We start from the raw sequence: 26,152 nt of genomic DNA on the forward strand, positions 1-26,152 counted from the left end.
AAAATAAAGTAGTAACGAATAATCGGGCGATGATGAAGCTAACAGTTTTAGTAGACAATAACACATTTATTGATCAATATTACCTCGGAGAACCTGCTGTTTGCTATTATATAGAAGATGGTGAAACGAAAATCCTGCTGGATGCCGGCTATTCGGATGTGTATATCCGTAATGCGGACGCATTGGGTATTGATCTTTCGCAGGTTTCCACCATTGCATTTTCCCATGGTCATAATGATCATACCAGGGGGCTTCAGTATTTTCCTTACCGGAATTCTTCTGGTAGGATCAGGATCGTCGCACATCCGGATACTTTTAAAGAACGGGTGGCCGGAGATATATCGATTGGTTCACCTTTGTCGGAGGCCAGTTTGAAAGATAAATATGAATTGACCTTGTCGAAAACACCCGTCCGGCTAAGTGGACATCTTACTTTTCTTGGTGAGATACCTTCATTGAATGATTTTGAACAGCGAAAGTCTTTTGGCGTATTGAAAGATGCCGGAACGGAATGTGAAGACTTTGTAGCGGATGATACCGCTCTGGTTTATAAAAAGGAGGATGGTCTATTCATTATTACGGGATGTTCTCATAGTGGAATATGTAATATTATTGAATATGCTAAACGGGTATGTGGGGACGACCGGATAGTGGGGGTGATAGGAGGTTTTCATCTGTTTGAAGTTTCTGATCAATTAAGAGGGACGGTCGATTATTTCCAAAAGAATCAAATTAAAGAGCTATATCCCTGTCATTGTGTTTCTTTTGTTGCCAAAGCCGAAATACATAAAAGCATATCGATACATGAAGTTGGTGTCGGTTTATGTATCGAAATATAAACTAAACCTTTCATAAAACGATATAATCTCCCTTGGGCCAGTGTTGTTTGATATAATCGATTTTGCTGTCTTCTGTTACCAGGTAATCTATATCTCCCAAGGATGCAACACTATATGCTTCTGCTGTATTTAGTTTGTAACCGTCAGCTAATATGATCCTTTTCTGGGCACGCTCTATCATCAGTCGCTTCATCATCGCCTCTTCCCTGTCCGGATCTGTTAATCCCTGCTGAGGGTGTACATCGCTGATGCCTAAAACTAACCAGTTAGGGCGTATGGTCTGTAAGGTCTGAAATACAGATACGCCGACTGTGACCTGGGAAGAAGGAAATACTTTTCCTCCATTTGACAAACATGTGAGGAGTTCCGGCTTTTTTCGAAGGGCTCCTGTAATAGCAAACAGTATAGAGGGATTGGAGTATTTGAGTGATAAATATAATGTATTGATTGTATCTTCTGCAACGGAATTTCCCGCAAGTTTACATGAGAAGCAGGAATGGTTGAATGAGCATTATCCATTTATAACCTGGAAGCAGATGATTTTTTGTGGTCGTAAGGATAGTATAAAAGGGGATATCATGATTGACGATCATCCGAAAAACCTTTTGTCTTTCACTGGGAAAAGAATATTATTTACTCAACCACATAATATGTATGTACCGGACGAGAATTACCAAAGGGTATCAAGCTGGAAGTAAGTTATGCAGATACTCTGACTATAAACAACCTATAATGTAATTATCTCTAAATCATCCGGTACGAAAACATTTCCGGAGAAATGTAGCCTAGCTTCGATTGTGTATTTCTCCCGGCGTGTGGAAATAGTCTTATCCTCCGTATGGTATAGCAGTAAATTTTTGATTCCCAGTTGTTGAGCCAGTTTGCCGGCATCTAATGCGGTACTGTGGTGCTTTTCGTAAGGTTTGAACCTTTCTTTATCTTCGTATAGGCAAAAAGCTTCGGAAAGCATCCAGTCTGCTCCTTCTATAAAGGGACGGTTTGCTTCGTTGTATGGTTCATCTCCTAGACAGACAAAGCTTTTACCATCGGGTAATATAGTACGGAATCCATATTGTTTCTCTTTAGTAGAACCTATATCGAAACATTGAAAGTTCATACCGATAGAAGGGAAAGTATCGGCATGATGAACTTCGCATAATAGAATGTCTTTATTGATATGTGCGAGAACCTTTTTGGGCAACGTCAATTGGCAGATCGTTGTCAGGACTTCCATTACTTTGTCATGTCCGTATACCTTTAGTATCCCATTGTATTCTCCTTTGTTCATTTGCTGGGCAATCATGCGGATCATCCAGATTACGCCCAAGATATGATCAGTATGAGCATGGGTGACAAATATCTCATGGATAGCCGAGAGAGGAATCTTTGCCTTTTCTAGCTGAGAGAGAATGCCATTTCCTCCACCGGCATCTACCAATAAAATTTCATTATCCCGTTTCAGTGCAAAGCAGGTATTATAGCATCGGGTAACAGTAGCATTGCCTGTTCCCAGTATGATCAGTTCTGTATTCTGCATAAATATATCTTTCCGTTAGAATGTACAAAGATATAACTATATCTATAAATGCTCAGGAAACGTCATGCGGAATACCGTTTTTTCACGCGGAACCGAGTTTACATTAAGTTCCCCACCGTGAAGTTGCATAATACGGCGGGATAGTGGGAGTCCTATACCACTTCCTTCCTTCTTGGTAGAGTAAAAGGGAATGAATACATCTTCCAACCGGTTTTCCGGAATGCCTTCACCGTTATCGGTTACTTGTATGAATAAAGATGTTGCGTTTCTTCCCGCTTCTACCTGGATCTGTGGCTCTGGGTTATGTGCAGTAGCCTGTAGGGAGTTACGGATAAGATTGATCAATGCCAGGGTGATTAAATTAGGATCAAGTAGGATTTCCATATTTTTCGGTGAAATATAACGGATGTTCTCACTACCCTGTTCCGAATTCAGCAACCGGTCAAGCTTGTCGAATAAAGCATATATCTCAACTTTTGTCTTAACCGGATCGGGTAGATGTGTTAACCGGTGATATGCATTCAAGAAAGTATTCAGTTGCTGTACCTGCTGGTTAATAGTTTGTAGTCCGTCGATCATTCCGCCTTTTCCATATTCATCGCTATATTTGATCAGGTCGGCTGATAAAGAAGCTATGGGGGTAATAGAATTTCTGATCTCATGTGTCAATACCCGGATAATACTTTCGTAATAAAACCGTCGTTCTTCCAGTTCGGTATGGTTATTTTCGAATTGTGCTATAATCCGGTTCATTTCACGAAACAGTCCGTTCAGGAATTTGTCATCCTTCTTTTCCACGAAATGAGCGTTGAAATCGTTGTTATTGATCGCACTGAAAAAACTCTCCAGCTGACGATTTGTTTTCTCCATTTTCCTCACCAACATAATAGCCAGCGCTATGATTATGCAGACACAAATAAAAGCAAAGAAAAGGGAAGTTTGGCTGATCAAAAGCCACGCACCTATAACTGAGGATAACACAATTCCTGTTATCCCGCCAACAATGATCCGGTGTAATCTGCGATTCAGCATATCCTTTATTACAAAGGTACAATATAAATCAGAACGATAAATATAAAAGAATCAGGTTTTGCCTGAACCTACTATTTGTTGATGGTCGATTTACGAGAATGTCTAAAATTTAGACGATTTACACCTTGTTGCTGTAAAGGTTCATTATTTTTGTAGGCAAGAAAATGAAGACAGATTAGCTTTGAAAAAAAATAAAACATCATGAAGAACATTTCATTTAAAATCATTTTTCGAAGCTGGTGGCGTAATAAAACATTTACCATTATCTCTGTCCTCAGTCTGGCGGTCGGTATTGCTTGTACCAATTTATTGGCAGCTTTCGTTATTCATGAGTACAATATAGAACCGGATAATCCGAATAAGGATAGGATGGTAGTGGTTAAGCAGACCATTTCGGGGGCAGGAATGACTGCTTTTAATATGGTATCACGGGATATTACTTCTCAATTGCTTGAACATGTTCCGGAATTGGATAAGGGATGCCGCGTTCATCCTTATTTTATGGTTAGTTATTGTAAGGTAGGGGAGAACTTCTTCAAAGATATCAAAGTAATAGAGTCTGACAGTACTTTTCTTTCGTTTTTTCCTCAGGAAATAGTAAGAGGGAGTTTTAACGATGCCCTGCTTGGTCCGGATCGGATAGTCCTGACAGAATCTTCTTCTAAACGTTTATTCGGCGAAAATGATCCGATAGGAGAATCAGTTCAGATCTTATTCGGACCAAGTGATTTCGGTGATGAAAAAGGCCTGTTAACTTTTACTGTTTCCGCAGTTGTAAAAGATAATAGCCAGTCAGCCTTTGGATTTGATGTTTTATTTTTTGATGACCCTTCTCCGGCGTTAAACTTTTTTCTGCTTAAAAATAATGTCTCTGTGTCTGATCTGCAGGCTAAAACAGAGAACCTGATTCTTCAAAGAAACGATGGTAGAGATTTTAAGAATGAATTCCTTACTATCCGACAGGCTTGTTTTGATACGGTTTCAATCCCATCCTCTCTGAAGAAGCCTAATGCGACTTTGCTGTTCATCGCTTTTTTTTCAGCTATTCTGATATTGGCCATTGCCTGCTTTAATTATATAAACCTGAGCTTTTCTCGTGTCTTTAAACAATTATATTCCATGCATGTGCAAAAGCTGATGGGAGCTGGAAGCGGACAATTAAGTATGCAATTGTTCGCCGATACATTTATGACCGTAGGTTTCGGTTTCCTGATTGCACAATTGATACAATTCGATCTGCTGGGATTAATGAATCGCATCATGTCTATCCAGGTTCCGGTTAACTTTCTGTACAGTAACCAGATGTTGCCGATTACGTTCGGATTTATTTTCCTGCTGGCATGTATTCCTGCTCTGTATATGAGCAGGCGTTTGCCGGAAATGTCGATTTTTACGTATAACAACTTTTACCGGGGAAAAGCAAGACGACGCATTATCACTTCGCTGGCCGTTGCCCAGTTCACTATCTCATTCATTCTGATAATCGGAAACTTTTCCGTACGGCAACAGATATCGCTTTTATATGGTAAAGCTGAAAACTATAAAGATATTTATACTTTCTCGGTGGGTGACAATAAAACCTCCATGTTACGGTTAAAAGAAAATATTTCCCTTATTCCAGGCGTACAGGCTGAGACATTGAGCAATGAGACGTATGAATGGCCTATCAGTGAGTTCGCACCGGATGGAAGCTATGAATCTTATACTTCTGAAGATGGAGGAGAAGAAATGATAGAGGTTATGGGGTATAAACTGTTACAAGGGTTACCCTGGAAAGAGGCTATAAAACGATATCCACATCCGGTCTATCTGAACCAAACCTGGGCTCAAAGCTTGTTCCCTAATGCAGAGATTCCTATTGGCGGTCTTATAAAAGAATATGAACCCAGGTTGAAAGATCGTCCTCCTTTCGGTGACGATTACGTGATTGCAGGAGTGGTTGAAGATTATTTTAAACTGAATATATCCAATAGTCTTGAAACACCTATTGATAAAGGGATCATCAGTTATACCAAAGATGGGGTTAAACTTCATGTCCGTATCTATCCCGACAATACTTCAGCTATCAAACAAATCTATGGGGAATGGAATAAACTTAATCCCGGACAATATTTGGAACATGAGAGTCTGTATAATAAAGTATTGGGTAATAATAAAAAACTTTTTGAGTTGTCTGATTTGCTAATGATGTATTCTGTTATCAGTATCCTGCTAACCTGTTTTGGCCTTTTTGGTATAGCATTGTATGCTATTGAGCAACGTACAAAGGAGATCGGAATCCGAAAAGTAAATGGTTCGACTACATGGCAGATTATGAAGCTACTTAATACCCAGTTTATTATATGGATCGGAATAGCATTTGTCATTGCTGTTCCTGTTACCTGGTGGATGATTAGTAAATGGATGGAAAATATTGTTTATCGCGCTGGCTTCAGCATCTGGACTTATATTTTGTCGTTATTTATTGTGGTAGGTATCACATTGCTTACCGTAAGCTGGCATAGTTTCAGAGCAGCATCTGGGAATCCGGTAAAGGCTTTAAGGGATGAGTAAAGTATTTCTATGGAGTATGAAATAGGATAAAAATAAAAAACGGAGAGGTTATTTCTAACTTCTCCGTTTCAGTACCCAGAGCCGGGATCGAACCGGCATGGAAGTGAATCCACTGGTGTTTGAGACCAGCGCGTCTACCAATTCCGCCATCTGGGCATTTGTTTTTTTCTAATGCGTTGCAAAGGTACGCATATTTTTTATTTGCGCAAGCTTTCGGCGCTTTTTTTTCAAATAATATATTACGAAAGGCTAATAATACTATATCGGGAGACTAAATACCGGATTATTTCGTTAACTTTGTAAGAGTATAATATAAAACAACCTGTGTATCATGAAAGATAATTATTGCGTTATCATGGGAGGGGGGATTGGTAGTCGCTTCTGGCCTTTTAGCAGAGAGAGTTATCCAAAACAATTTCTGGATTTTTTCGGAACCGGACGCTCTCTGCTACAGATGACTTTTGATCGCTTTTCCAAAATCATTCCAACAGAGAATATTTTTATTGTAACGAATGAGGCTTACGCTGATCTGATCAAAGAACAATTACCGGAATTAAAAGAAAACCAGATCCTGCTGGAGCCTGCACGTAGGAATACAGCCCCTTGTATTGCATACGCAGCTTATCATATCAAAGCCTGTAATCCGAATGCCAATATTGTTGTTGCTCCTTCGGATCATCTGATACTGAAAGAAGATGTATTCCTGGAAGACGTTCAGCGTGGATTGGATTTTGTGAAAGAGAATAAGGCATTGGTGACGTTAGGCATCAAACCCAGCCGTCCGGAAACCGGTTACGGTTATATTCAAAGCAGTGACTCTATGTTGGGTGAATTTACCAAAGTGAAGACTTTTACGGAAAAACCGAATCTGGAATTGGCAAAGGTCTTTTATGAGAGTGGTGAATTTTTCTGGAACTCCGGATTGTTTCTTTGGAATGTGGATGCCATTTTGGATGCGTTCAGTAAATATCTGCCGGATATCGCCTTGCGTTTTGACTTGGGTAAAGATAAATTCAATACAGAACATGAGCATGAGTTTATACGTGAAAACTTCCCTTATTGCCTGAAGATCTCTATCGATTACGGTATTATGGAGAAAGCAGATAATGTATATATGCTGTGTGCAGATTTCGGTTGGGCCGACCTGGGAACATGGGGCTCATTATTCGATCTGGCTCCGAAAGATGAGAATAATAATGCTGTGTTAAAAAACAGCAATGCATTATTGTATGAAAGTTCGGGAAATGTCATTGCGGTAGGAAATCCTAAAAGGCTGACTGTCGTACAAGGGTTGGATGATTGTATTGTCGCTGAATCGGGAAATGTACTCCTTATTTGCAAGAAGGACGATGAACAACGCATCAAACAGTTTGTTGCCGATGCACAGATAAAATACGGGGCGGAATTTAACTAAACCATTTCTTCCCCAGATAATGTACGGGATACCAGGCGGCCATGAATCCAATGGCCGCTACCGTTATAAACGCTATCAGGATATCGGTGAATATTACACGTACCGGGTAAGCATCAATAATAAAGGCACCTGCGGTTTGTCCCAGTTTAATCAAGCCGAACGATTGCTGTAGAAGGCAAAGAGCCAAGCCTATCACAATCCCTATTAACGCTCCAAATCCGGAGATCATCCAGCCTTCAAAAAGGAATATGCGTCGGATAAGACTGTCGCTTGCTCCCATATTGCGAAGTGTGTGGACGTCGTCCTGCTTTTCGATCATCAGCATCGATAGCGAACCTACCACATTGAATAAGGCGATTGCCAAAATAAAACAAAGGATCAGGAAAGTCATCCATTTCTCAATCTGCATCATCTTGAAAGACGCTTCCTGCTGCTCGAAGCGGTCCCGAACAATAAAGTTATCTCCTAAAATAGTTTTAATCTGTTTTTTTACGGAAGAGATATCTGCTTTTTCGACTAATTTCAGTTCTATGGCACTGACTTCTTTATCATAATGAAACAGTTCGCGAGCAAGAGAGAGAGGAACGAGCATATATCCTTCGTCGTAGACTTGCTGATTGATCATGAATACACCATTGATATAGGAATATCCAGTATTGAAAGAAGATGCCGGATTTGATGGGTTAACTTTCTCATCCCGTTTGGGAACATACAGTTCCAACGGTGCAGCAAATCCGGGTCTTGCCCCGAGTTTCGATGCCAGACCAACTCCTAATACCGCATAATCTGCCACCTCATCTTTCAACATGAATTTACCGTCTATCAGTACGCTGTCCATTAAGGTTAGATGCTGGTATACATCGTCCACTCCTTTTATGATAGCTACATCCTGACGGTCGTGATAGCGAATCAGGGCATTGTCCTGCAGTGTCTCACTGAAAAAGGCTATATCCTTTAACTCTCTTACTTTCTGTATTTCGGATGTTGTTGGATCGAATACCTTTCCGGTCCGGGGGGTGATCTTTAGTTCAGGATCGAAACTGCTGAACATACCTGCAACCAGATCATTGAATCCGTTATAGACCGACAATGCACAAACCAATGCAATGGTAGCAACCACCACTCCGCAAACACATATCATTGATATGATATTGATCGCATTGTGGGATTTCTTCGAAAAGAGGTACCGCCGGGCTATATAAAACGGAAGATTCAAAGTTCTGCTCTCTTATTTTTGAAGCAATTTATCAATGTTCTCGATATAATCCAGTGAGTCGTCGATAAAGAAGCTCAGTTCCGGAATGATACGTACCTGTTTACCGATACGCTTACCTAGGTCGAAACGGATTGCTTTGGTATTGGCACGGATGGACTCCAGTAATTCTTCACCTTTTTCGGAAGGGAAGATACTTAAGTATGCTTTGGCTACACCTAGGTCGGGGCTAACGCGCACTGCACTTACAGAAATCAGTATACCCGGCATTCCCTGGGTCTGTTTCTGGAAAATATCGCCTAATTCTTTCTGGATCAGACGACCAATCTTATTCAGTCTTGTACTTTCCATATCGCTATAATTTTATTTTTTCCAAATCATTGTCAGGCCGTCGCGAAGTGGAAGGATCACTTTCTCCACCCGTGGGTCTGCTTTTATTTTATCATTAAAACTAAGAATACCGATGGTTTGTTTATCTGCCGGGTGAGGTTTTTCCAAGACTTTACCATCCCAAAGCGTATTATCTGCCAGGATCAAGCCGCCGGGGCGGACTTTCGGAAATACCAGATCGAAGTATTCTGAATATAATCGTTTGTCTGCATCGATAAACACGAGGTCGAATACTTCGCCAAGTTGAGGGATGATCTCCATCGCATCTCCGAAATGCAGTTTTATTTTTTCTTTATAAGGGGAGCGGGAAAGATACTTCATGATAAAATCCTCCATTTCATCATTTATCTCAAGGGTGTGGATAAGTGCATCTTCATCAGTCCCTTCAGCTAGACAAAGTGTGGCGTAACCGGTGTAAGTTCCGATTTCCAGTACACGCTTTGGACGTAGCATGCGACAAAACATTTTCAGTATACGTCCCTGCAAATGCCCGGACAGCATACGAGGACGCAGTAGGTTTACGTTGGCATCCCGGTTCAATATGGATAGCAAGTCTCCTTCTTCGTCGCTGTGAGAGAGAATGTATTCGTCTAATGTCATTTAAATAAAGAATGTTTATACGTCAAATATACAAAAGTTCGCTCTTACACAAAGGCAAAAGCGAACTTTCGGTTTTATTTTAATTATTCTTTAAAGGTCGGGAGAGAATAATTGTTTCCTGAATCCAACACTTTGCCAACATTGTTGATTTCGAGGAACGTTGTTCCTCCACCTTCACCGAAGCTTCCGCTCAGATAGGCAACCATGTCGTTGCGTGTGATACGTCCGCTTTTGATCAGTTCGTTCAGTGCACTGTAAAAGTAGTTACGACGGCTGTCATCCCACGGCTGGTATACAGCCCATACACCGTACGACAGGGAAAGCATGCGTGTTACACGCTGGTTATAGCAGATGGCGAATACCGTAGATGTGCCACGGAAAGCAGCCAGATAACGGGCGGTACGTCCGGTATAACTGTCAGTGATAATCGCTTTCACATGCAATTTGTTGGACGACTTTACGGCCTGTTTTGCCAGGTATGAAGTCACGTCCAGGTCATTACCTTCGATAGGTACGCGGATATCGTTTGCTGCAAGTTTTGTCTTTTCGGCTTCACGGGCAACCTTTGTCATTGTCTGGACGGCCTCGAGCGGGTATTTTCCATATGCCGTTTCGCCACTCAACATTAATGCGTCCGTACGGTAGTAGATTGCATTGGCAATATCGGTTACCTCCGCACGGGTAGGACGCGGATTCTTTATCATGGAGTGAAGCATCTGGGTCGCCACGATTACCGGTTTCTTCACTTCTACACACTTGCGGATCAGTACGCGTTGGATTCCCGGAATCTTTTCTGCAGGGACTTCAATACCCAGGTCGCCCCGAGCAATCATGATACCGTAAGCCACTTCCAGGATCTCGTCGATGTTGTCTACGCCTTCCTGGTTTTCAATCTTGGCAATGATCTTGATCGGGCTTTTATGTTCGTCAAGGATATGTTGGATATCCAGTACATCCTGTTTGCTTCTTACAAAAGAATGGGCGATGAAATCGAGATCGTTTTCGATGGCCCAAACGATGTTTTTACGATCTTTCTCTGTCAGTGAAGGCAAGTTGATGCGTACACCCGGTACGTTTACGCTTTTGCGGCTACCCAATACGGCATCGTTTTCTACTTCACAGACCAGGTAGTCGTCATGTTTCTCGATTACTTTCAATTCCAGGTCGCCATCGTCGATCAGAACATCACTTCCAACTTCCAGGTCTCCGACAAAATTCTTGTATGATACATAGATGCAATCACGTGAGGTTTCACCGTTCGGGTCGCCTACGATCTTTACATGGTCGCCGGTTGTGAAAGATATTGGCTCCTGTGAGATAGTAGTGCGTACTTCAGGGCCTTTCGTATCCATCAGGATCCCGATGCGGTCGGATACGGAACGGACATTTGTAACAACACGGTTCAAACCTTCTTCCATCATGTGGGCCGTATTCAGGCGCACAACATTCATTCCTGCATTGTACAGCGAGCGGATAAATTCCACATCACAACGCTGATCAGAAATCGTAGCAACAATCTTAGTATGCTTTAACATATAACCTTATAAATATTATAACCTATTATTTCTTTTAGAGTTGACAGTTGGCAAGTGACAGTCGATTGTTAAAAACTATCTGAACTGCTTCTCGTCGGGTGTCAGGCTCTAATAACCTTTTTTTTGTGTTTCGTCTTAGTTTTCCGTTAACTGTCAACTGTCAACTGAATAAGTGCTTCAAGTGCCAGCCGGTATGAATCCAGGCCGAATCCAAGGATCACTCCTTTGCAGGCCGCAGAGATCATCGAAACATGACGGAACGATTCGCGTGCATGTACGTTTGAAATGTGTACTTCTACTACCGGAGTATTTACTGCTTTTATGGCGTCATGCAATGCGATGGATGTATGTGTATATGCTCCCGCATTCATTATAATACCATCGTATTCGAAACCCACTTCGTGGATTTTGTTTATCATTTCGCCTTCCACATTACTTTGATAGTAGGCTATTTCACATTGAGGATATCGGGCGCGTAGTTCGTCCAGGTAACTCTCGAAGGAAGCACTACCATACACTGTCGGCTCTCGTTTGCCCAACAGGTTAAGATTAGGACCGTTAATAATCTGAATCTTCTTCATTTTGCTGTAACTTTATTACCTTTGTACCACCTTGTACGGGCTAAAAATATCCGGCAAAGGTAGTGATTTTATTTGACACATACATAATTACCTGTCTACAATGCAGCAAGGAAAAGATATAATCAGCAAATATAAGACCTGGCTCCGGCTGGAGAAGTCATTATCTGCCAATTCGATAGAGGCTTACCTGACCGACCTTGATAAACTTACCCGCTTCATCGAATCGGAGGGAAAAGGGTATACCGACATTACCTATCAGGATTTACAGCAGTTTGTTGCCCAGTTGCACGATATTGGAATTCATCCCCGTTCGCAGGCTCGTATCATTTCGGGTATTAAATCGTTCTACCGTTTCATGTTACTGGACGAGTATATAACAGTTGATCCGACTGAATTGTTGGAGTCTCCCAAGATCGGATTAAAGTTACCGGAAGTTCTGACCGTCAATGAGATAAATGATATACTCGATTCTATCGACCTTTCTTTGCCGGAAGGCCAGCGTAATCGGGCTATGCTGGAGGTGTTGTATAGCTGCGGACTACGTGTTTCCGAGCTTACCTCCCTGCGTTATTCGGATGTATATTTTGATGAAGGGTTTATCAAAGTAGAAGGGAAGGGAAGCAAGCAGCGTCTTGTCCCGATTTCGGATACGGCTGTTCGTGAGATAAAGAATTATTTATTGGATCGTAATCTGGTTGCTGTTAAAAAGGGATATGAAGATATTCTATTCCTGAGCCGTCGTGGAACGGGACTTTCACGTATCATGGTGTTCCATGTGATCAAACAGCAAGCGGAGATGGCTGGTATACAAAAGAATGTGAGCCCTCATACTTTCCGTCACTCTTTTGCGACTCATTTATTGGAAGGAGGAGCCAATCTTCGTGCTATACAGGATATGCTGGGACATGAAAAGATCACAACGACGGAGATATATACACATATCGACCGGGAGTTCCTGCGTAAAGAAATATTGGAACATCATCCCCGTCACCGGGAATAAAGTAGTCCAGTATTATTTTTCAAAATCTGAAATACGGTTTATTCTACCGATCAGTTCATCGCCCAGTGTCCGTTTTGTGCTGATATGTTCTTTGACTGCTGTAACGAACGGGTTCTGTTCGAATGCGCCACGTACAATTTCGAAGTCTTCTTCTTTCTCTTTTCGGGTGCCGTCTACACCGAAACCGGTCATCGAGGTGAGGGAGAATTCTTTTTGTGCATCTTTATATAATAATTCGTCCAGGCTGATTACGGATGATTTCCACAACTCTACCAACCGGATGATCTCAGCAGCAGTGATCGTTTTTAGGTCAATGTTGTAATACGTTTCGATTTTCTCGTAAGCCCACGTCCATTCCATATCGTAATAATGGCTGTGCATCGAATGGAAAAAAGCTTCTATCGTAGACAATGAGTCAGTTTGCCCCGTTTCAATCTTGCCGATTAGGTTATCCAGTTCCTCTTTTGGAAGGATTAATCCTGACAAGTCGATCCATTCACCAGCACCTCTCTCTGATGTCGGTTGTAACTGTCGGCGGACCTCTTCGATAGAGCGGAATTGTGTGTTCTCCAGCCTTTTGATCAAAGAGTTACCTAGAAACTTATTGATTGCCATTCCGTATAAGCTCAGTGCGTTCCGTAGAGACGAACCTTTAATACGGGTATTTTGGAAATAATATATTTCAGATGTTTCACCCACCAGTTGCTGCAGGTTTTTCAGGATACCGACCGCCTTTATCATTTTATGGATCGTGTAGGGACTCAGTAGGTTGTAGTTGATCTTATCCAGGCATTCCGGATCGGTCCGTTTATCACGTTTCGGCCATTTTTGGGCATCGCGGATTGTACCTACGCTTCTGAGGTTGACACCCGGAACCAGATAAGTCTCATCGTCTTTCTCTATCAGGTAAGAGAAAGGCATGTCCGATGTGTCGCTATGATGGTGATGACGGCCCATGACCAAGGAGAATGCACCGATACGTGCCGGCCAAAGGATGTACGAGTCGCTGGTCGTCTTCGATCCCCTTTCTACAATCCCTTGGTGGATAGGTCCCAATTTATACATGTGATTGCTCTGATTCGAACCGCTTCCAGCGTTCAGGAACGAATACATCCCTGCTATCAATAGGCTGCTTTTGTGCATGGAAACAGTGAACGGACCGGCAAAGATAGCGCAAGCTTCCCCGTTTTCGAAAGCACAGTTACTGAATAATAATGAGTCGTGAGCCGAGAAGTTATGAGTCACATGGCAGGCTTGCCCGATAAAGCAGCGGATGATCTTGGCTGCGTCGGCAATAACTGCTCCTGACGAGAGGATGAAATCCTGGGCGATCACGCTGTCGCCGATATATACCGGGGCTTGTTTGTTACTGTTGACTGAACCGTTTTCCAGGCGGGTACAGTTTTCAATCGTCGTATGATCTCCGACCCGTACATTACGGATGGTTCCCGTATTGATAATCCTGACCTGTTTACCGATCGTGCCATAATCGGATGTAATGCTTTCGGCATAATCGGCTATCAGCTCCTGTAAGTGTCGGATCAGTTCCGGTCGATGGCGGTAGAGGGCAATAACATAAGCCATTGAAGCGGAAAGGCCGTCGTAGATCGGGACTTCCCGACCTCCGGTTTCGTTCAGAACCGATACGGCAACATTGTTACCAAAAGAAGTTGTTCCGTCTACGACCATTACATTTACGTTCTCGATAAAGCAATCGTCGTTGATACGGTAGTTGGCAATATAATTATGTATATTCTCGATCAGGATATTGTCACCTAAAAGGCAGTTATGCAAATTTGCATTCCTGATCCCACTATGCTTCCTGACTCCACCCGGCAATATAAATTCCTTTTCGAAGAGACCCAATATGACACTTCCCGAAAAGTGTACGTTGGAAAGGTATTTCGTATCAAAAGTGAGCGGGACAAACACCTGATCCCAGCTTTCTGCATGGCAGTTCTGAGATTGCAGGATCGCAATCTCTTCCGGCCGCAGGTTTCTTATTTTATCCATTGGTCAACTGGTTTGTGATTCTATTCATTTTACACCTTTACTCTTCTTCGTCGTATTGCTGGAAGAGGAAGTCGTTGTAAGGAAAACGGGTGATATGTATTTGTTTAACCCGTTCGTATAACAATGCTTTTAAGGCATCTATATTGGTGCGTTCCTTAGCGGAGATAAAGATACAGTTGTCTTGTAGCTTGTTCATCCAGGTACGTTTCAACTCGTCCAGGTCGATATTTTCACGTGTTCGAGGGGTGAGGTCGTCTTCGTCTTTCGGTACAAAAGTGAAAGCATCTACTTTGTTGAATACCATGATCATCGGCTTCTCCGTCTTGTCGATCTCGGCCAGGGTCTTGTTTACCACTTCGATCTGTTCTTCGAAAGTCGGGTGGGAGATATCTACTACATGTATGAGCAAGTCGGCCTCACGCACTTCGTCGAGGGTCGATTTGAACGACTCGACCAGTTCAGTAGGTAGTTTACGGATAAATCCGACCGTGTCTGACAACAGGAACGGAAGGTTTTCGACAATCACCTTTCTGACAGTTGTGTCGAGTGTAGCGAACAATTTGTTTTCAGCAAATACATCGCTCTTACTCAGCTGATTCATCAATGTAGATTTACCTACGTTGGTATATCCGACCAGTGCTACACGGACCATTTTACCACGGTTTTTCCGTTGAACGCTTTTTTGTTTGTCGATCTCTACCAAGTCACGTTTCAGCTTGGCTATTTTGTCCAGGATGATACGTTTGTCGGTTTCGAGCTGAGTTTCACCCGGTCCACGCATACCGACACCACCGCGTTGACGTTCGAGGTGAGTCCACAAACGTGTTAGACGGGGTAGCATGTATTTGTACTGAGCCAGTTCCACCTGTGTTTTAGCATTAGCGGTCTGTGCGCGATGGGCAAATATATCGAGGATCAGGCTGGTACGATCGAGTATTTTTACCTGAAGTTCCTTTTCTATGTTACGAAGCTGTTTGGGAGACAGTTCGTCGTCGAAAATAACCAATCCGATTTCATTTTCGATGACGTATTCTTTTATCTCCTGAAGTTTTCCGGTTCCGACAAAAGTAACGGGGTTCGGATAGTCCAGTTTCTGATAAAATTGTTTAACGGCTTCGGCTCCGGCCGTATCGGCAAGAAATGCCAATTCGTCCAGATATTCTTTTACTTTCTGTTCGTTCTGCTCGGGGGTAATTAAACCAACGAGCACCGCTTTTTCTGTGAGCGCTTCTGATATGATAAATTCTTTCATGCGACAAAGATAATCATTTCAATTATTTCTTTATATTTGCGAACAGAATAACGATCAAAATAGTTTAGCTATGAAAGAGAAACATTTACGTATGTTTCGGCGCATCTTTGCCGGAACTGCAATTCTTGCAATTTTAGTGCCTGTCCGGGCACAAGTGTCTAATCCGTCTACATGGTCCGATTTTGTGAAAGGAAGTGGGAATGTGCTGGTCTTGGATACGTTTCGTATGCAAACGTTTTCGGGGTCGGATATCGATAACTGGAATTATAAGGCAGAAAATGGAACAGTTGCCCAGGAAAAGGAAAAAGTGTTGAAAATTCCTTTGAATGGAAAGGTCTCATTTGAGCCTTACTCACTGTTTAATTATCAGAAAGTATCTGCAGTTCTTGAGTATTCTCCTTTTTTATTGGTGGAGGGAGAAACGTTGTCTGTCATATTTGATAATCAGAATTGGAAAGATAAGTCGAGTGTTATATACCCTTTGAGTAAGTCTATTAAATCTGTGGAATTTGGAAGTAATCCTTATCGTCTTGATTTTTTTGCATCTTTACCATCTTCTGATACCCAAAATGGGTATTTCTTATTTGATAGAATTTATGCCTATGGGCAGATACCTAAATACTCCTTTTTTTCTGGCAGTGGTAACTGGAATGATACAATCTTCTGGTCTCATCTTCCTCCTTTACGCCATCGGAATGCATTGATTTCCGGAATGGCTACAATTAATTCTGCTGTAAAATGCCAAACAGCATCCCTTGGTGATGGTGGTAGTCTTAGGATTGCAAAAAACGGCCGTTTTATCGTAGATACTCTTTTCCTACATAGTACTGGCAATCTACTGACAAGCACTGATATTCCACTTACAACCTCTGACTTTTCACTGGCAGTACAAGGCGAACTATCTGTGAAAGAGAATATAACCCTTCAGTATACTTTCCCAGAAAAAGGTAAATGGTATTTCCTCTCTTTTCCCTTTGATGTTTACCAGAAAGGTATTGATAACCGTTTTCAATTAAAGGATGAGCATTTTGTTGGTAGTGGCAACTACTTATATGTACAAACTTATAACGGTGACAAACGAGCCTCCACTCAAAAGCCATCCGGAAATTGGGAAGTCTTCTCCCTCTCTGCTTCTTCGGGTAATCCTCTTGTTTTTGAAAAAGGGAAAGGCTATCTGGTCGCATTGGATGCAGCCGCCTCTAATAACACATTGACTTTTTCTGTCGAGGCTAAAAAACTTCCTATCGGTTTCGGGAAGATCGCTTCTATTCCTATTAATATAGTCTCTTCCGCAGATGTAAACAACGATAATAGCGGTTGGTATCTTTGCGGCAACCCGCTACTTGCTCCGTTGAAACTCTCTCAAATAGAATCCACCTCTTCCATCGATGGAAACATTTATGTATATGATGGAAAGAATTATACACCTTATGCAATAGGGAGTGATTATGCACTTCCTCCTCTTGCGGCTTTCTTTGTTAAAGCGACCTCCGATACAGAACTGATTATTGCGGGTGAATCGACTGCGACAAATGCGATATTACTGAAATCCGGTTTTCCTTTGTATTCCGAATTATTGGAGCCGATAGATGTTAAAACTCAGCTGGCTCAGGTAAATAAGAAGACCGGAGGAAGTATATTGAAGGGTAATGCGCTTTATCTGAACGATCTACCATCTGCAGGAAAGCTGAAGGTGATCGATGTTGCCGGACGTCTCGTTTATTCTTGCCCGGTGCCGTATGGTTCCTCTGTTCAATCATTACCTTTACGGCCCGGTTTATATATTCTGCTTATTGACGCGGGTGGTTATCGTACCCAACACAAGTGTGTTCTGACCCAATGAAAGCAAAAACTATCTTGTATCTTTGCCTGTTGAAAATAATAAAGAAGAAATATCCTTATGAAAAAGATTAATATTACAACTGGTGTTTTGCTGGTCTATCTGACTGTAATGAGTGTATGGGGTTGGCCCGGAAAGCAGCTTGATCCAGATTGGGTGCAGTATTTCTCTGTGATGGGAGTATCTGTATTTGTTATCCTCCTGTTGCGTTTTTTGCAGATCAAGCGAATGAAGATGCGTGACAAATGGCGGGAAGAGAATGAGAAAAAGTGATTTCAAATTCTTCCGAATGTAATTTGGATTTCTTCCGAGAGAGATTATTTTTTCTCTCGGAAGGAACATTTGTCCATAAAAACAGTTTATCGAAATTTAATAGGCCTCCTGTAGTTAAACAGAGTTTGTCAGAACGATGAGGTGGGAGTGAAGGTTAAAATGCAGAATACATAAGGCGCATGTAAATAGTTTGGCTTTTGTGTTGATTTTGTTTCTGTGTATTTGTTAGACTTTTCAACAAAGTTATCAACAGGTTAATTTGCTGGTACTATATATATTAGCAATTTTGTGAGTAGAATATGAACAGAAGGATATAACTTGTGGTGAATAACTTTTGTGAGTTATAAAAAGAAAAACAGCCTCAGAATAAATCTGAAGCTGTTTTCTTGGTGATCCGCCTGGGATTCTCCTATTAGAGTTACCACGCTGATATATAAAACTTTATATTTTTAGCTTCAAGCATATCCCATGAATTGTCCCACTGATTTTCTACGTGCTTTTGCGGTAGTTTGCTCATAGAGAATACTGAGACAAAGAAAACCATTTTTTTAGTCTTAACAAAATTGTAGAGATATAATTTTAGTAAATAATTATAATTGAATCTACTAATTATCATTTCCAAAACAGATATGATAAATAGTTATTCTCATTCAAGTCAACTTTGTTTTCTTTCATAAGATTTAATTTGAATATATAAGTTAAATCAATATAACTAGAACCTTGTTCAATAGTTGTGATACTATTATCTTTTTGGATTAACCTCAATATTTGTTTTAAAAATTCATCCACATAAGAATGACAGTTTTCTACTAATGTTTCAATATCATACATAGTACCACTATCATGAACAATTAAATTTCTGGTTCTATATAACCTTCTTATATGCCATGATAATTTCTTCTGATGCATTTCTAGTGTCTTTAATATATGCTTCGGTTTACTAAAACTTTTATTTATACAGAATAGTCTATATCGGAGTAAAGGATACTTATTTAATTCACCAAATAAAGCATTCCTTTGTTCTTGAAGTGTATCTAATACTAAAAAAGCAACAAATTTCTCCAATAAATTTCCATATTCTTTAGGTAGTGAATAAATATATGTCTTGACCAGTTCTCTGTCAATACTAATCATATCACTTAATGAGTTTCTGAATATTCTATAAGGATATCCTAATGTATGAGATTTACTTATTATTTCAATGATTTGTTGAATTTTGCTTCCTCCTGTTTTTTTGTTTATGGGGACTATCACTTCAATTGCTGTCCATAGATTTAATAACTGATTATCTACATTCCTATTTTCAATTGAGGTACTATGTAAGTTGAATACTCGATGAATTTTGGCCATTGTTTCTTCGGAAGGTACACCTCCTTCAAACAATGTATTCAATTTTTCTACAGCAAGCATAAATGGAGTATCAGAAGATGATCTATTTAATGGAGATGATGTTCCTTTAGTATAATATATTACTTCACCTGAAACTACCAATGTTATATCATTTCTAAAAGGCTTTTGTTTGTGATAGTAAAATGCAAATAGATCTCTGAGCACATCTATTGAATTTAAAGCAATTTCTCTTGCAGAGTATTCATCTAGCGTTTTACATGAGTACTTTACTACAATTTGTTTTCCCTTTATCAGTTTCCTGAATTTATTTAGATCATCATCATCTTTATCTGGCAAATCAACAACTTTAAAATGTTTTATTTTTGTTTTTTCTATAATTGTCTTAAATCCTTTGTTTACAATTAGATATATATCAAAATCTTGCTTCTTAAAATTGAATATATCAAAAAAAACAGAGAGTTGGTCTACACTATTTATTGCATTGTCAGTATTGAAAAAGTATTCAAGTACACGAGAATGTATCCATTTTGTGTTATATCCCCATACTTTTAATATACAAATCCATCCATCTATTAGTTCGTTTATCTCTCTTTTTTTATTGCTTTTTACTGATTCTTTAAAAAGGATTCGACATGTCGTTTCATACTTTTTAGGTGATATTTTATTAGAAAGTAGCTTTAATATGTTTTTAATCAATGTATAATCTTTGTTATTTTCATCAAAGCTTATTGGTATAAATAATTCTTTTTCGTTTTCCAACAATTGATGAACTACGATATCCTGCTGTAAACTCCAGTTTAATTCTTCTATTACATATTTTAGGTGAGCACTCTCTATTTTAGCAGACTCAATATCTGCTATCGTCTTTAGAGCTTCTATTATTAGCATAAAAGAATTTAGCATTCTTCCTTTATATGAATCCACTGTATAATCAAATAATATTTCGTCCATTCTTTGGGCAAAAAACAATAAGCCCTCAGTTTCTTCGGAGATAGTCCAGTTTCTCAAATTGTATTGTTTCATATATTTTTTGATAAATTAAAAGATTAATATGTGCTTGATTTATTTCCCCCAAATAATACTAATTATTGTATTATATTGTTTGGTAGGAATGCAATATTCAAAGAATGTTGAATCCTTTTCATAATTTCCAAGATTGAGCCATGTTGATTTTACAATTTCTTGTTGCTTCTCTATACCCCTATAGATGAAATCGTAATTAGCTTCAATATATTCATTGGCAACAGAATTTTCTGGTGGAGATAACTTAATCAAGTCTTTAATTCTATATCTAAAATCTTCAGATTTACAGAAGTATTCAATTTTTCCATTTCTTATTGAAATAATTAAAATTGGATGAATGTTTAATTTACAGTATTTAAAAACAGTAGAAGTAATACTCGTTTTGAATCTTTTAGAGAGCCTTTCCATTAATTGTGGACTAAATGCCTCACTGTGGCATTCTTCAAAACATAATTTACGCGGCATTAATAATTCAGACGCAAATTCATTAGCTTCAAATTCTTGGACACCCATTTTAGCTTGCTTTTCAGTTTCTTTGAACCAATTTAAAGTATTATGGTTTTCATTGTGTACTTCTAGTTTTTCGTGTAACAGAAAATGTCCGACTTCATGAGCTATAGCAAATCTCATTCTTTCTTCATATGGAATGTTTGCATTGACTTTTATCAGAGTTTTTTTTGTGCCCCGAATAATTTTTCCATCACACCTTCCTAAAGGTTCTTTTATTAAAGTAGCTCCAAGGGCTGGGACAAAAATATCCATTGGAATATCTGTTATCTCATCTAATCCAATCTCTTCTAATAAACTTATTGCTTTTAATGCACCTCTATTGATCATCCTCTTCTTCCATTTTTTCTATTATTTCCAACAAATTTTGGTCTTTGACAATTTGTTTTAATTCATCTATATCTAATTTATCCAAATTTCTATATTGTATAGAAAAACGATTGTTTTTAATCATGTTCATAATAAAATTGATAGGCTTGTCAATATTTTTTTCTATAAATTGTTGCAAATATACTGTAGCTCTTTCTAACCTAATTTCATCTTTTTGCTTATTAATTATTCCTTTTGCTAGAAATGCATGTTTTTTTTGACTTTTATCTGAGATATGTTTTATTCTAGATAGATCATAGCCTTCCTTTTCAAGATATGAATCAATGAAATCGGCATCATTTCCCAAAATCATATCAAAGATTGATTCATCAACTTTATTTATCAAATCTTTCTTATTCATTTAAATATATTTTTAATCTATGACCTAAGGTTGACAATTTTCGATCTAACCTTTTTTTATAATTAGTAAGTTCACATTCTGATATTCCGAACTCTTTTGCAATATCAGCTCTTTTCTGTTTTTGAATAATATAAGGTTCAAATATTAATAATTCTTCATCAGAAGAACCCATATCTTTTAGAATTTTCAAACAAAACTCTAAAAGATCGTCATAATTATCAGTCTTTTCTTCAGATGGTATATCAAACCCATTCAAAAATTTGTTATCTGGTAATAAAGATATTTGTTTCATCTGATTTGAAATAACACTATCATACGCACTGATAAACTGCTTTTTGAAATCAGAAAACTTGTCTTTGTACCAATGCCTCTTACCTGTAAGAAAGGCTTCAATAACATCACCTATAAGATCTTCCAGTAAAATACCGTTCAGACCTTGTTCCATATTATATTTATAAGCATAGAATTTATCTAACCTGTAAATTCCATACTTGATTAATTGATATTCGATATCTTTAATCTGTAATAGATTGATTATCTCACAATTAACTTCATCTTGTAATGCAACTTTACGTTCCAACTATTTTTCTTTTTTTATATATGCTCGAAATTTACTGAAAATTTCCGGTAAGCTATGGAAATTTCTTTATTTTCTTTAGCATATATAAATGAAACAATATAAAATAAGTGATTATGGCAACAAATCCACCAAATGACAATGCAAGAAAAGGAGCAGTGAAGAAACGTTCTCAAGTTCTAAATCCGAAAAATGGGCTTTGGACAAAACGAGATTCAGAGACAGGACTGTTTATGGATGTGAAGACATCAAGTCATAAACCTTTTAAGGGAGTTAGAAAAGAAAAATAGTAAGAAATGAATGAGAAAATTGAAAATTTGAAATTCATATTGACAAGGCTTGATACCTATATTGACAGTGCTCAAAATAAGAGTAATCTATATTTGGCACTAAATACTGTTGTTTTAGGGGGCATAATTGCCATATTGAAAGATCTTGAGTGCAGTAAGATAATGAATGTTTTATTAATCAGTATTGCTATAGTGTCAATATTTAGTATACTAATAACGTTAATTTCTATTAACCCATATATGAAAAATGCTATGTCATCAAAGAAAAAATCGGTATTTTTCTTTGATGACATAGCAAGTTGTACCTCTCTTTCCGAGTATAAAATCTTATTAAACAAAAAAGCAGACGAAAAACTTCTAGATGATATGTGTGCCCAAGTCTATAGTGTAGCTAAAGGACTCACATCTAAATATAAAAAACTTAGAATTGCAGGTTTTTTGGTTGCATTTGAATTCATTCTATTGGCTATTTGGATTTTCATCTTATTAATAACAAAATAAAAAACAAAATGGAGATATTTGAAAATTATAAAAATGTAATCGCAAGAGCGTTGAATAATGATTCAGTACACATGAGAGACATAACTAAATCTTTCTCCCAACGTCAATTTTATGATTCTGCTGAAATAGATAGGTATTCTGTGAATGCGTATTTGAAGGATAAAAATGGGTTGAGTTTAAATAATAGTACATTAACGAAAGTTGCTTCTGATTTAGGAGCAATGATTATCTCAAACCCTGAGATAGGGAATCATCCTGATTTTAGATATCTGAAGGGCACTACAGAAACAGAAAAGCATTATATTGTATCAGCTTTTATTGATATAAAAAATTCAACAGGACTTTTTAATAAATACAATAATGAGACTGTTTATATTATAACGAATGCAATACAATTACTTGCAATTAATGTTTGTTGCCTTTTTGGCGGTTTTGTTCAGCGCCTTCAAGGAGATGGAGTTTTTATTTATTTTGGAAGAAAGGGTTTAGAAGAGAAAAAAGCTACATTACATGCACTAACAGCATTAAGCCTATTTACGTATTTTATAAAAAATGAGGTAAAGATTTTATTTGAACAAAAAGGATTAGATCCTATTTATACTAGAATTGGAGTCGATTTTGGTGGAATGGATGACGTTCTTTGGGCTATGGCAGGAGTCGATAATATAAGTGAAATAGCGACTTATAGTCTTTATACAAGTTTAGCATCAAAAATGCAGGGATATGCTAAATCGAATCAGATTATAATTGGAAAGAATATAATTGATACGACTTCTTTAGATATATCATTATATGAACCTGTTGATGAAAAAAGGTACATTTTTGAGAATCGAGAACAAGGATTTTATTATGGACAATTCATATTTGACTGGATGATGTTTCTTAAAAAGCAAAATTTTGTATCAACATCATATACAGGCAAAATTAATATTAAAACAGATTTACCATCTTCTCTCAGTTTAAATAGTCCAAATTCACTGAAAGAAATAGCATCAACTAACAGACCTTATTATAATGATAGAAAAGGATAAATTAGATGTCGACATAGAGAGCATATTAGAGATATTTCCAAAACTCAAATATGCTTCTAGAACTTTAGTTGGCGAAATTGATATCTATGATAATGAAGACAGATATTATTCAAGTTTTAATATAAAAATCACAATACCTTTAAAATATCCATATGAATTCCCAATATTATATGAGAGTGGAAATAAAATTCCACATATAATAGATAGGCATATTTATAAGAATGGAGCTTGTTGTGTTTGTATAACTCAAGAAGAAGATATAAGATGTAAAAGAGGAATAACAATAAAAGAATTCATATTTGAATATGTTATTCCTTTTTTTGCCAATCAGATTTATTTTGAGGTTAATGGTAAATGGGCTAATGGTGATTATCAACATGGATATGATGGCGTAATTCAATTTTATCAGGAACTTTTTAATACCAAAGATTTCAACATTATCATAGAAGGGTTTAAATGTTATTTTTATAAACGACTGAAACCTTATGAAAAGTGTTTCTGTGGCAGTAATATTAAATATAAAAAATGCCATTTGTTATCTGTTTATAGATTGAAAGAGATCTCACTTGACAGGCTAATGGAAGATTACAAATTTCTATTATTAACAACACTAATATGCAATCATATAGAAAAAAAGTGATTATAATTTACGTTTTTTCTTCTTTTTGACTTTTTGTATATATTCTTCGGAACCATATGAAAAATTTGCTTTTGATGAATTAAAACAAATTGATGCATCGGATATTTGATTATCTTGATTGAAAGACGAATTTGTATAAGTTTTATTTTCTTGCTTTCGTGTATTTTTATTTTCTAGATTGATAGAAAACAAGTTTTCTTGAATGATTTCTATTTTTCTTTTGCTGTGTTGAGAATTTTGTTTCTGTAGTTTAAGCTGCTCGGATATAGAACTGTTCTTCATAGCATTATGATAGTCAAAAGATTCTGTTTGTTGTCGTTGATAACCGAACAGTTTATCAAAACCTTGTTCAGCGTGCAGGAATAGATTCACACGATCAAAACCACCTTTGATTACTCCTGTCTTGGAATTCTTATGATTGGTAAGCGGTGACAACTTCTTCTTATTAGTCTGGTCTTTGCGGCTTATAATCAAATGACAGTGCATATTCAGTTCATTATACGAACGATTACGGTCAAAATGAACCTTCCCGTAAAACTTTATATCCGGAGCGGATAGTTCTTTGTTGAAGTTTTTGGCATATTCAGGGATAAACACTTCCCTAATATATCTTTTCATCGCTTCGGCTTTCTCTTGTTCGGTGTTTCCCATTGCCCGAAGTTCGTTTTCCGATGGGCTGACATGGATAGCATAAAACTTAGCATCCGTTTTTAAGAGTTGCCCGATATTACTATCTATATCTTTTATAACAGTTGATTTATAGATATTATCCTCTGTCAGATTGAAAAAGCCTTCGGTATAAATACCTTTCTCCATTCTTTCTAAATCCTCATGTTCCATATAATTTGCTAGCTGTCGGCTACTTCCTGAATTATTATATGTTCCGTTTGATGGTGGAGCAAAATCTATGTGCATAATCCTATGTGTTTATCAGATTGTTGATTTCGGTTTTCAGATTCTCTTTCCTTTTGCTATCCATCACTCCACAAGCAGAAAGTTCCGAATAGAGTTGTATCAGGTGAAGCAACTTTTTATAATCCCGTTGATGTATTTGGTATAGTGCATTTATCTGTTTGGACTGGTTGTTTATTACATCAGCGTGATTACAGAACTGTTCACTTAACTTCTTGAGTACCGCTGCGTGTTTCTCCTGACTGGTTTCCAATTGGGAGAGAATAAGAGTTTCCAAAGTTTTTCCGATGGTATCGAAACGCAAAGCGATAGAATTTGTAGCCCGTATCATGGGATTCAGTAGTTCTTCCTCGTAGTGACGAATGAAACGGATAATATCATCCTGTCTCTTATTTATTTTCGCCAGTTCCGATTTTACCGATTCAGGTGCTTCGGATGGATTGATATGTGCCTTGTCTATATAGCCGAACGCCAACTTTACAACTTCACTCTTTTTCAGTGAATAGCGTTTGCATATCT

Annotated in this window: 27 protein-coding genes and 1 tRNA gene; 11 read left to right on the top strand and 17 right to left on the bottom strand. The window is 38.3% G+C overall.

Going from position 1 to position 26,152, the window contains the following annotated elements; all coding sequences use genetic code 11:
- The first annotated feature begins 29 nt into the window (after window positions 1-29).
- Entirely contained in the window at window positions 30-839 is an 810-nt protein-coding gene (locus QZ076_RS01555; protein ID WP_293709673.1) for an MBL fold metallo-hydrolase, read from the top strand.
- Window positions 840-849: 10 nt separating this feature from the next.
- On the opposite strand, the gene QZ076_RS01560 is transcribed toward QZ076_RS01555, so the two are convergent.
- Window positions 850-1,191 (bottom strand): hypothetical protein, encoded by a 342-nt coding sequence (locus tag QZ076_RS01560; RefSeq protein ID WP_293709675.1) that lies wholly within the window; start codon window positions 1,189-1,191, stop codon window positions 850-852.
- Window positions 1,192-1,195: 4 nt separating this feature from the next.
- On the opposite strand from QZ076_RS01560, the gene QZ076_RS01565 reads away from it, so the two are divergent.
- Entirely contained in the window at window positions 1,196-1,537 is a 342-nt protein-coding gene (locus tag QZ076_RS01565; protein WP_293709677.1) for a hypothetical protein, read from the top strand.
- Between the two features lie 29 nt (window positions 1,538-1,566).
- Here QZ076_RS01565 and QZ076_RS01570 read toward each other — a convergent pair whose 3' ends face one another.
- Both QZ076_RS01570 and QZ076_RS01575 read right to left on the bottom strand, forming a co-directional pair.
- Window positions 1,567-2,376 (bottom strand): MBL fold metallo-hydrolase, encoded by an 810-nt coding sequence (locus tag QZ076_RS01570; RefSeq protein WP_293709679.1) that lies wholly within the window; start codon window positions 2,374-2,376, stop codon window positions 1,567-1,569.
- Between the two features lie 42 nt (window positions 2,377-2,418).
- The gene (locus tag QZ076_RS01575) at window positions 2,419-3,246 is read right to left on the bottom strand and encodes a HAMP domain-containing sensor histidine kinase (RefSeq protein ID WP_365324238.1); all 828 of its coding nucleotides are present in this window, start codon (window positions 3,244-3,246) and stop codon (window positions 2,419-2,421) included.
- A gap of 363 nt (window positions 3,247-3,609) precedes the next feature.
- Here QZ076_RS01575 and QZ076_RS01580 point away from each other — a divergent pair, with 363 nt between their 5' ends.
- The gene (locus QZ076_RS01580) at window positions 3,610-5,961 is read left to right on the top strand and encodes an FtsX-like permease family protein (RefSeq protein ID WP_293709683.1); all 2,352 of its coding nucleotides are present in this window, start codon (window positions 3,610-3,612) and stop codon (window positions 5,959-5,961) included.
- Window positions 5,962-6,033: 72 nt separating this feature from the next.
- On the opposite strand, the gene QZ076_RS01585 is transcribed toward QZ076_RS01580, so the two are convergent.
- A tRNA-Leu gene (locus QZ076_RS01585) sits at window positions 6,034-6,117 on the bottom strand.
- 175 nt (window positions 6,118-6,292) lie between these two features.
- On the opposite strand from QZ076_RS01585, the gene QZ076_RS01590 reads away from it, so the two are divergent.
- On the top strand, window positions 6,293-7,375 hold the full coding sequence (locus tag QZ076_RS01590; protein ID WP_293709685.1) for a mannose-1-phosphate guanylyltransferase: 1,083 nt from the start codon (window positions 6,293-6,295) through the stop codon (window positions 7,373-7,375).
- Here QZ076_RS01590 and QZ076_RS01595 read toward each other — a convergent pair.
- The 5 genes from QZ076_RS01595 to aroQ form a co-directional block, all read right to left on the bottom strand.
- A complete protein-coding gene (locus QZ076_RS01595; RefSeq protein WP_293709687.1) occupies window positions 7,368-8,591 on the bottom strand; it encodes an FtsX-like permease family protein in 1,224 nt (407 codons plus the stop codon). The genes QZ076_RS01590 and QZ076_RS01595 overlap by 8 nt on opposite strands.
- 12 nt (window positions 8,592-8,603) lie before the next feature.
- Window positions 8,604-8,939, bottom strand: coding sequence for a 30S ribosome-binding factor RbfA (rbfA, locus tag QZ076_RS01600; protein ID WP_028726410.1), 336 nt, complete (start codon window positions 8,937-8,939; stop codon window positions 8,604-8,606).
- A 12-nt stretch (window positions 8,940-8,951) separates the two neighbouring features.
- Entirely contained in the window at window positions 8,952-9,578 is a 627-nt protein-coding gene (locus QZ076_RS01605) for an O-methyltransferase (RefSeq protein WP_293709689.1), read from the bottom strand.
- A gap of 83 nt (window positions 9,579-9,661) precedes the next feature.
- Window positions 9,662-11,113: a pyruvate kinase gene (gene pyk / locus QZ076_RS01610; protein WP_293709691.1), complete on the bottom strand. Its 1,452-nt coding sequence runs from the start codon at window positions 11,111-11,113 to the stop codon at window positions 9,662-9,664.
- Window positions 11,114-11,259: 146 nt separating this feature from the next.
- Complete coding sequence (aroQ, locus tag QZ076_RS01615) at window positions 11,260-11,694, bottom strand: type II 3-dehydroquinate dehydratase (RefSeq protein ID WP_293709693.1); 435 nt, start codon at window positions 11,692-11,694, stop codon at window positions 11,260-11,262.
- Window positions 11,695-11,794: 100 nt separating this feature from the next.
- Between aroQ and xerD the strand changes: the two genes are divergently transcribed.
- Window positions 11,795-12,694 carry a site-specific tyrosine recombinase XerD gene (xerD, locus tag QZ076_RS01620; RefSeq protein WP_293709695.1) on the top strand — a complete coding sequence of 300 codons (900 nt, stop codon included), beginning with the start codon at window positions 11,795-11,797 and terminating at the stop codon, window positions 12,692-12,694.
- Window positions 12,695-12,706: 12 nt separating this feature from the next.
- Here the strand turns inward: xerD and QZ076_RS01625 are convergent, their stop codons facing one another.
- Both QZ076_RS01625 and hflX read right to left on the bottom strand, forming a co-directional pair.
- Window positions 12,707-14,707, bottom strand: coding sequence for a DUF4954 family protein (locus tag QZ076_RS01625; protein ID WP_293709696.1), 2,001 nt, complete (start codon window positions 14,705-14,707; stop codon window positions 12,707-12,709).
- A gap of 37 nt (window positions 14,708-14,744) precedes the next feature.
- Window positions 14,745-15,959, bottom strand: coding sequence for a GTPase HflX (gene hflX, locus QZ076_RS01630; RefSeq protein WP_129731685.1), 1,215 nt, complete (start codon window positions 15,957-15,959; stop codon window positions 14,745-14,747).
- 70 nt (window positions 15,960-16,029) lie between these two features.
- Between hflX and QZ076_RS01635 the strand changes: the two genes are divergently transcribed.
- Window positions 16,030-17,802, top strand: coding sequence for a T9SS C-terminal target domain-containing protein (locus tag QZ076_RS01635; RefSeq protein WP_293709700.1), 1,773 nt, complete (start codon window positions 16,030-16,032; stop codon window positions 17,800-17,802).
- Between the two features lie 57 nt (window positions 17,803-17,859).
- Entirely contained in the window at window positions 17,860-18,072 is a 213-nt protein-coding gene (locus QZ076_RS01640; protein WP_293709702.1) for a hypothetical protein, read from the top strand.
- Window positions 18,073-18,684: 612 nt separating this feature from the next.
- On the opposite strand, the gene QZ076_RS01645 is transcribed toward QZ076_RS01640, so the two are convergent.
- Genes QZ076_RS01645 through QZ076_RS01660 form a run of 4 tightly spaced genes read right to left on the bottom strand, consistent with a single transcriptional unit; the run spans window position 18,685 to window position 22,262 of the window.
- The gene (locus QZ076_RS01645) at window positions 18,685-20,445 is read right to left on the bottom strand and encodes a hypothetical protein (protein WP_293709704.1); all 1,761 of its coding nucleotides are present in this window, start codon (window positions 20,443-20,445) and stop codon (window positions 18,685-18,687) included.
- Window positions 20,446-20,484: 39 nt separating this feature from the next.
- Window positions 20,485-21,282 carry an ImmA/IrrE family metallo-endopeptidase gene (locus tag QZ076_RS01650; protein ID WP_293709706.1) on the bottom strand — a complete coding sequence of 266 codons (798 nt, stop codon included), beginning with the start codon at window positions 21,280-21,282 and terminating at the stop codon, window positions 20,485-20,487.
- Window positions 21,272-21,682 (bottom strand): hypothetical protein, encoded by a 411-nt coding sequence (locus QZ076_RS01655; protein WP_293709707.1) that lies wholly within the window; start codon window positions 21,680-21,682, stop codon window positions 21,272-21,274. The genes QZ076_RS01650 and QZ076_RS01655 overlap by 11 nt, the downstream gene beginning before the upstream one ends.
- Window positions 21,675-22,262 carry a hypothetical protein gene (locus QZ076_RS01660; protein WP_195373686.1) on the bottom strand — a complete coding sequence of 196 codons (588 nt, stop codon included), beginning with the start codon at window positions 22,260-22,262 and terminating at the stop codon, window positions 21,675-21,677. Before QZ076_RS01660 ends, QZ076_RS01655 begins: the two co-directional genes overlap by 8 nt.
- Before the next feature lie 113 nt (window positions 22,263-22,375).
- Between QZ076_RS01660 and QZ076_RS01665 the strand changes: the two genes are divergently transcribed.
- Genes QZ076_RS01665 through QZ076_RS01680 form a run of 4 tightly spaced genes read left to right on the top strand, consistent with a single transcriptional unit; the run spans window position 22,376 to window position 24,721 of the window.
- On the top strand, window positions 22,376-22,549 hold the full coding sequence (locus QZ076_RS01665) for a hypothetical protein (RefSeq protein ID WP_195373684.1): 174 nt from the start codon (window positions 22,376-22,378) through the stop codon (window positions 22,547-22,549).
- Window positions 22,550-22,555: 6 nt separating this feature from the next.
- Entirely contained in the window at window positions 22,556-23,050 is a 495-nt protein-coding gene (locus tag QZ076_RS01670; RefSeq protein ID WP_293709708.1) for a Pycsar system effector family protein, read from the top strand.
- Window positions 23,051-23,058: 8 nt separating this feature from the next.
- Window positions 23,059-24,081, top strand: coding sequence for a hypothetical protein (locus QZ076_RS01675; protein WP_293709709.1), 1,023 nt, complete (start codon window positions 23,059-23,061; stop codon window positions 24,079-24,081).
- Window positions 24,065-24,721, top strand: coding sequence for an SEC-C domain-containing protein (locus QZ076_RS01680; protein ID WP_293709710.1), 657 nt, complete (start codon window positions 24,065-24,067; stop codon window positions 24,719-24,721). The genes QZ076_RS01675 and QZ076_RS01680 overlap by 17 nt, the downstream gene beginning before the upstream one ends.
- On the opposite strand, the gene QZ076_RS01685 is transcribed toward QZ076_RS01680, so the two are convergent.
- Together QZ076_RS01685 and QZ076_RS01690 are read right to left on the bottom strand one after the other, a co-directional pair.
- On the bottom strand, window positions 24,722-25,636 hold the full coding sequence (locus QZ076_RS01685) for a DUF5712 family protein (protein ID WP_293709711.1): 915 nt from the start codon (window positions 25,634-25,636) through the stop codon (window positions 24,722-24,724).
- Between the two features lie 4 nt (window positions 25,637-25,640).
- A partial coding sequence (locus tag QZ076_RS01690; RefSeq protein WP_293709713.1) for a BfmA/BtgA family mobilization protein occupies window positions 25,641-26,152 on the bottom strand: 512 nt, incomplete at its 5' end.

Source organism: uncultured Parabacteroides sp. (assembly GCF_905196875.1).
GTDB lineage: Bacteria > Bacteroidota > Bacteroidia > Bacteroidales > Tannerellaceae > Parabacteroides.

Coding starts and splice junctions, on each gene's coding strand:
- QZ076_RS01555 (WP_293709673.1), top strand. CDS start 30: ATGATGAAGCTAACAGTTTTAGTAGACAATAACACATTTATTGATCAA.
- QZ076_RS01570 (WP_293709679.1), bottom strand. CDS start 2,376: ATGCAGAATACAGAACTGATCATACTGGGAACAGGCAATGCTACTGTT.
- QZ076_RS01575 (WP_365324238.1), bottom strand. CDS start 3,246: ATGGAGAAAACAAATCGTCAGCTGGAGAGTTTTTTCAGTGCGATCAAT.
- QZ076_RS01580 (WP_293709683.1), top strand. CDS start 3,610: ATGAAGAACATTTCATTTAAAATCATTTTTCGAAGCTGGTGGCGTAAT.
- QZ076_RS01590 (WP_293709685.1), top strand. CDS start 6,293: ATGAAAGATAATTATTGCGTTATCATGGGAGGGGGGATTGGTAGTCGC.
- rbfA (WP_028726410.1), bottom strand. CDS start 8,939: ATGGAAAGTACAAGACTGAATAAGATTGGTCGTCTGATCCAGAAAGAA.
- QZ076_RS01605 (WP_293709689.1), bottom strand. CDS start 9,578: ATGACATTAGACGAATACATTCTCTCTCACAGCGACGAAGAAGGAGAC.
- pyk (WP_293709691.1), bottom strand. CDS start 11,113: ATGTTAAAGCATACTAAGATTGTTGCTACGATTTCTGATCAGCGTTGT.
- aroQ (WP_293709693.1), bottom strand. CDS start 11,694: ATGAAGAAGATTCAGATTATTAACGGTCCTAATCTTAACCTGTTGGGC.
- xerD (WP_293709695.1), top strand. CDS start 11,795: ATGCAGCAAGGAAAAGATATAATCAGCAAATATAAGACCTGGCTCCGG.
- QZ076_RS01625 (WP_293709696.1), bottom strand. CDS start 14,707: ATGGATAAAATAAGAAACCTGCGGCCGGAAGAGATTGCGATCCTGCAA.
- hflX (WP_129731685.1), bottom strand. CDS start 15,959: ATGAAAGAATTTATCATATCAGAAGCGCTCACAGAAAAAGCGGTGCTC.
- QZ076_RS01635 (WP_293709700.1), top strand. CDS start 16,030: ATGAAAGAGAAACATTTACGTATGTTTCGGCGCATCTTTGCCGGAACT.
- QZ076_RS01640 (WP_293709702.1), top strand. CDS start 17,860: ATGAAAAAGATTAATATTACAACTGGTGTTTTGCTGGTCTATCTGACT.
- QZ076_RS01645 (WP_293709704.1), bottom strand. CDS start 20,445: ATGAAACAATACAATTTGAGAAACTGGACTATCTCCGAAGAAACTGAG.
- QZ076_RS01650 (WP_293709706.1), bottom strand. CDS start 21,282: ATGATCAATAGAGGTGCATTAAAAGCAATAAGTTTATTAGAAGAGATT.
- QZ076_RS01655 (WP_293709707.1), bottom strand. CDS start 21,682: ATGAATAAGAAAGATTTGATAAATAAAGTTGATGAATCAATCTTTGAT.
- QZ076_RS01665 (WP_195373684.1), top strand. CDS start 22,376: ATGGCAACAAATCCACCAAATGACAATGCAAGAAAAGGAGCAGTGAAG.
- QZ076_RS01670 (WP_293709708.1), top strand. CDS start 22,556: ATGAATGAGAAAATTGAAAATTTGAAATTCATATTGACAAGGCTTGAT.
- QZ076_RS01675 (WP_293709709.1), top strand. CDS start 23,059: ATGGAGATATTTGAAAATTATAAAAATGTAATCGCAAGAGCGTTGAAT.
- QZ076_RS01680 (WP_293709710.1), top strand. CDS start 24,065: ATGATAGAAAAGGATAAATTAGATGTCGACATAGAGAGCATATTAGAG.
- QZ076_RS01685 (WP_293709711.1), bottom strand. CDS start 25,636: ATGCACATAGATTTTGCTCCACCATCAAACGGAACATATAATAATTCA.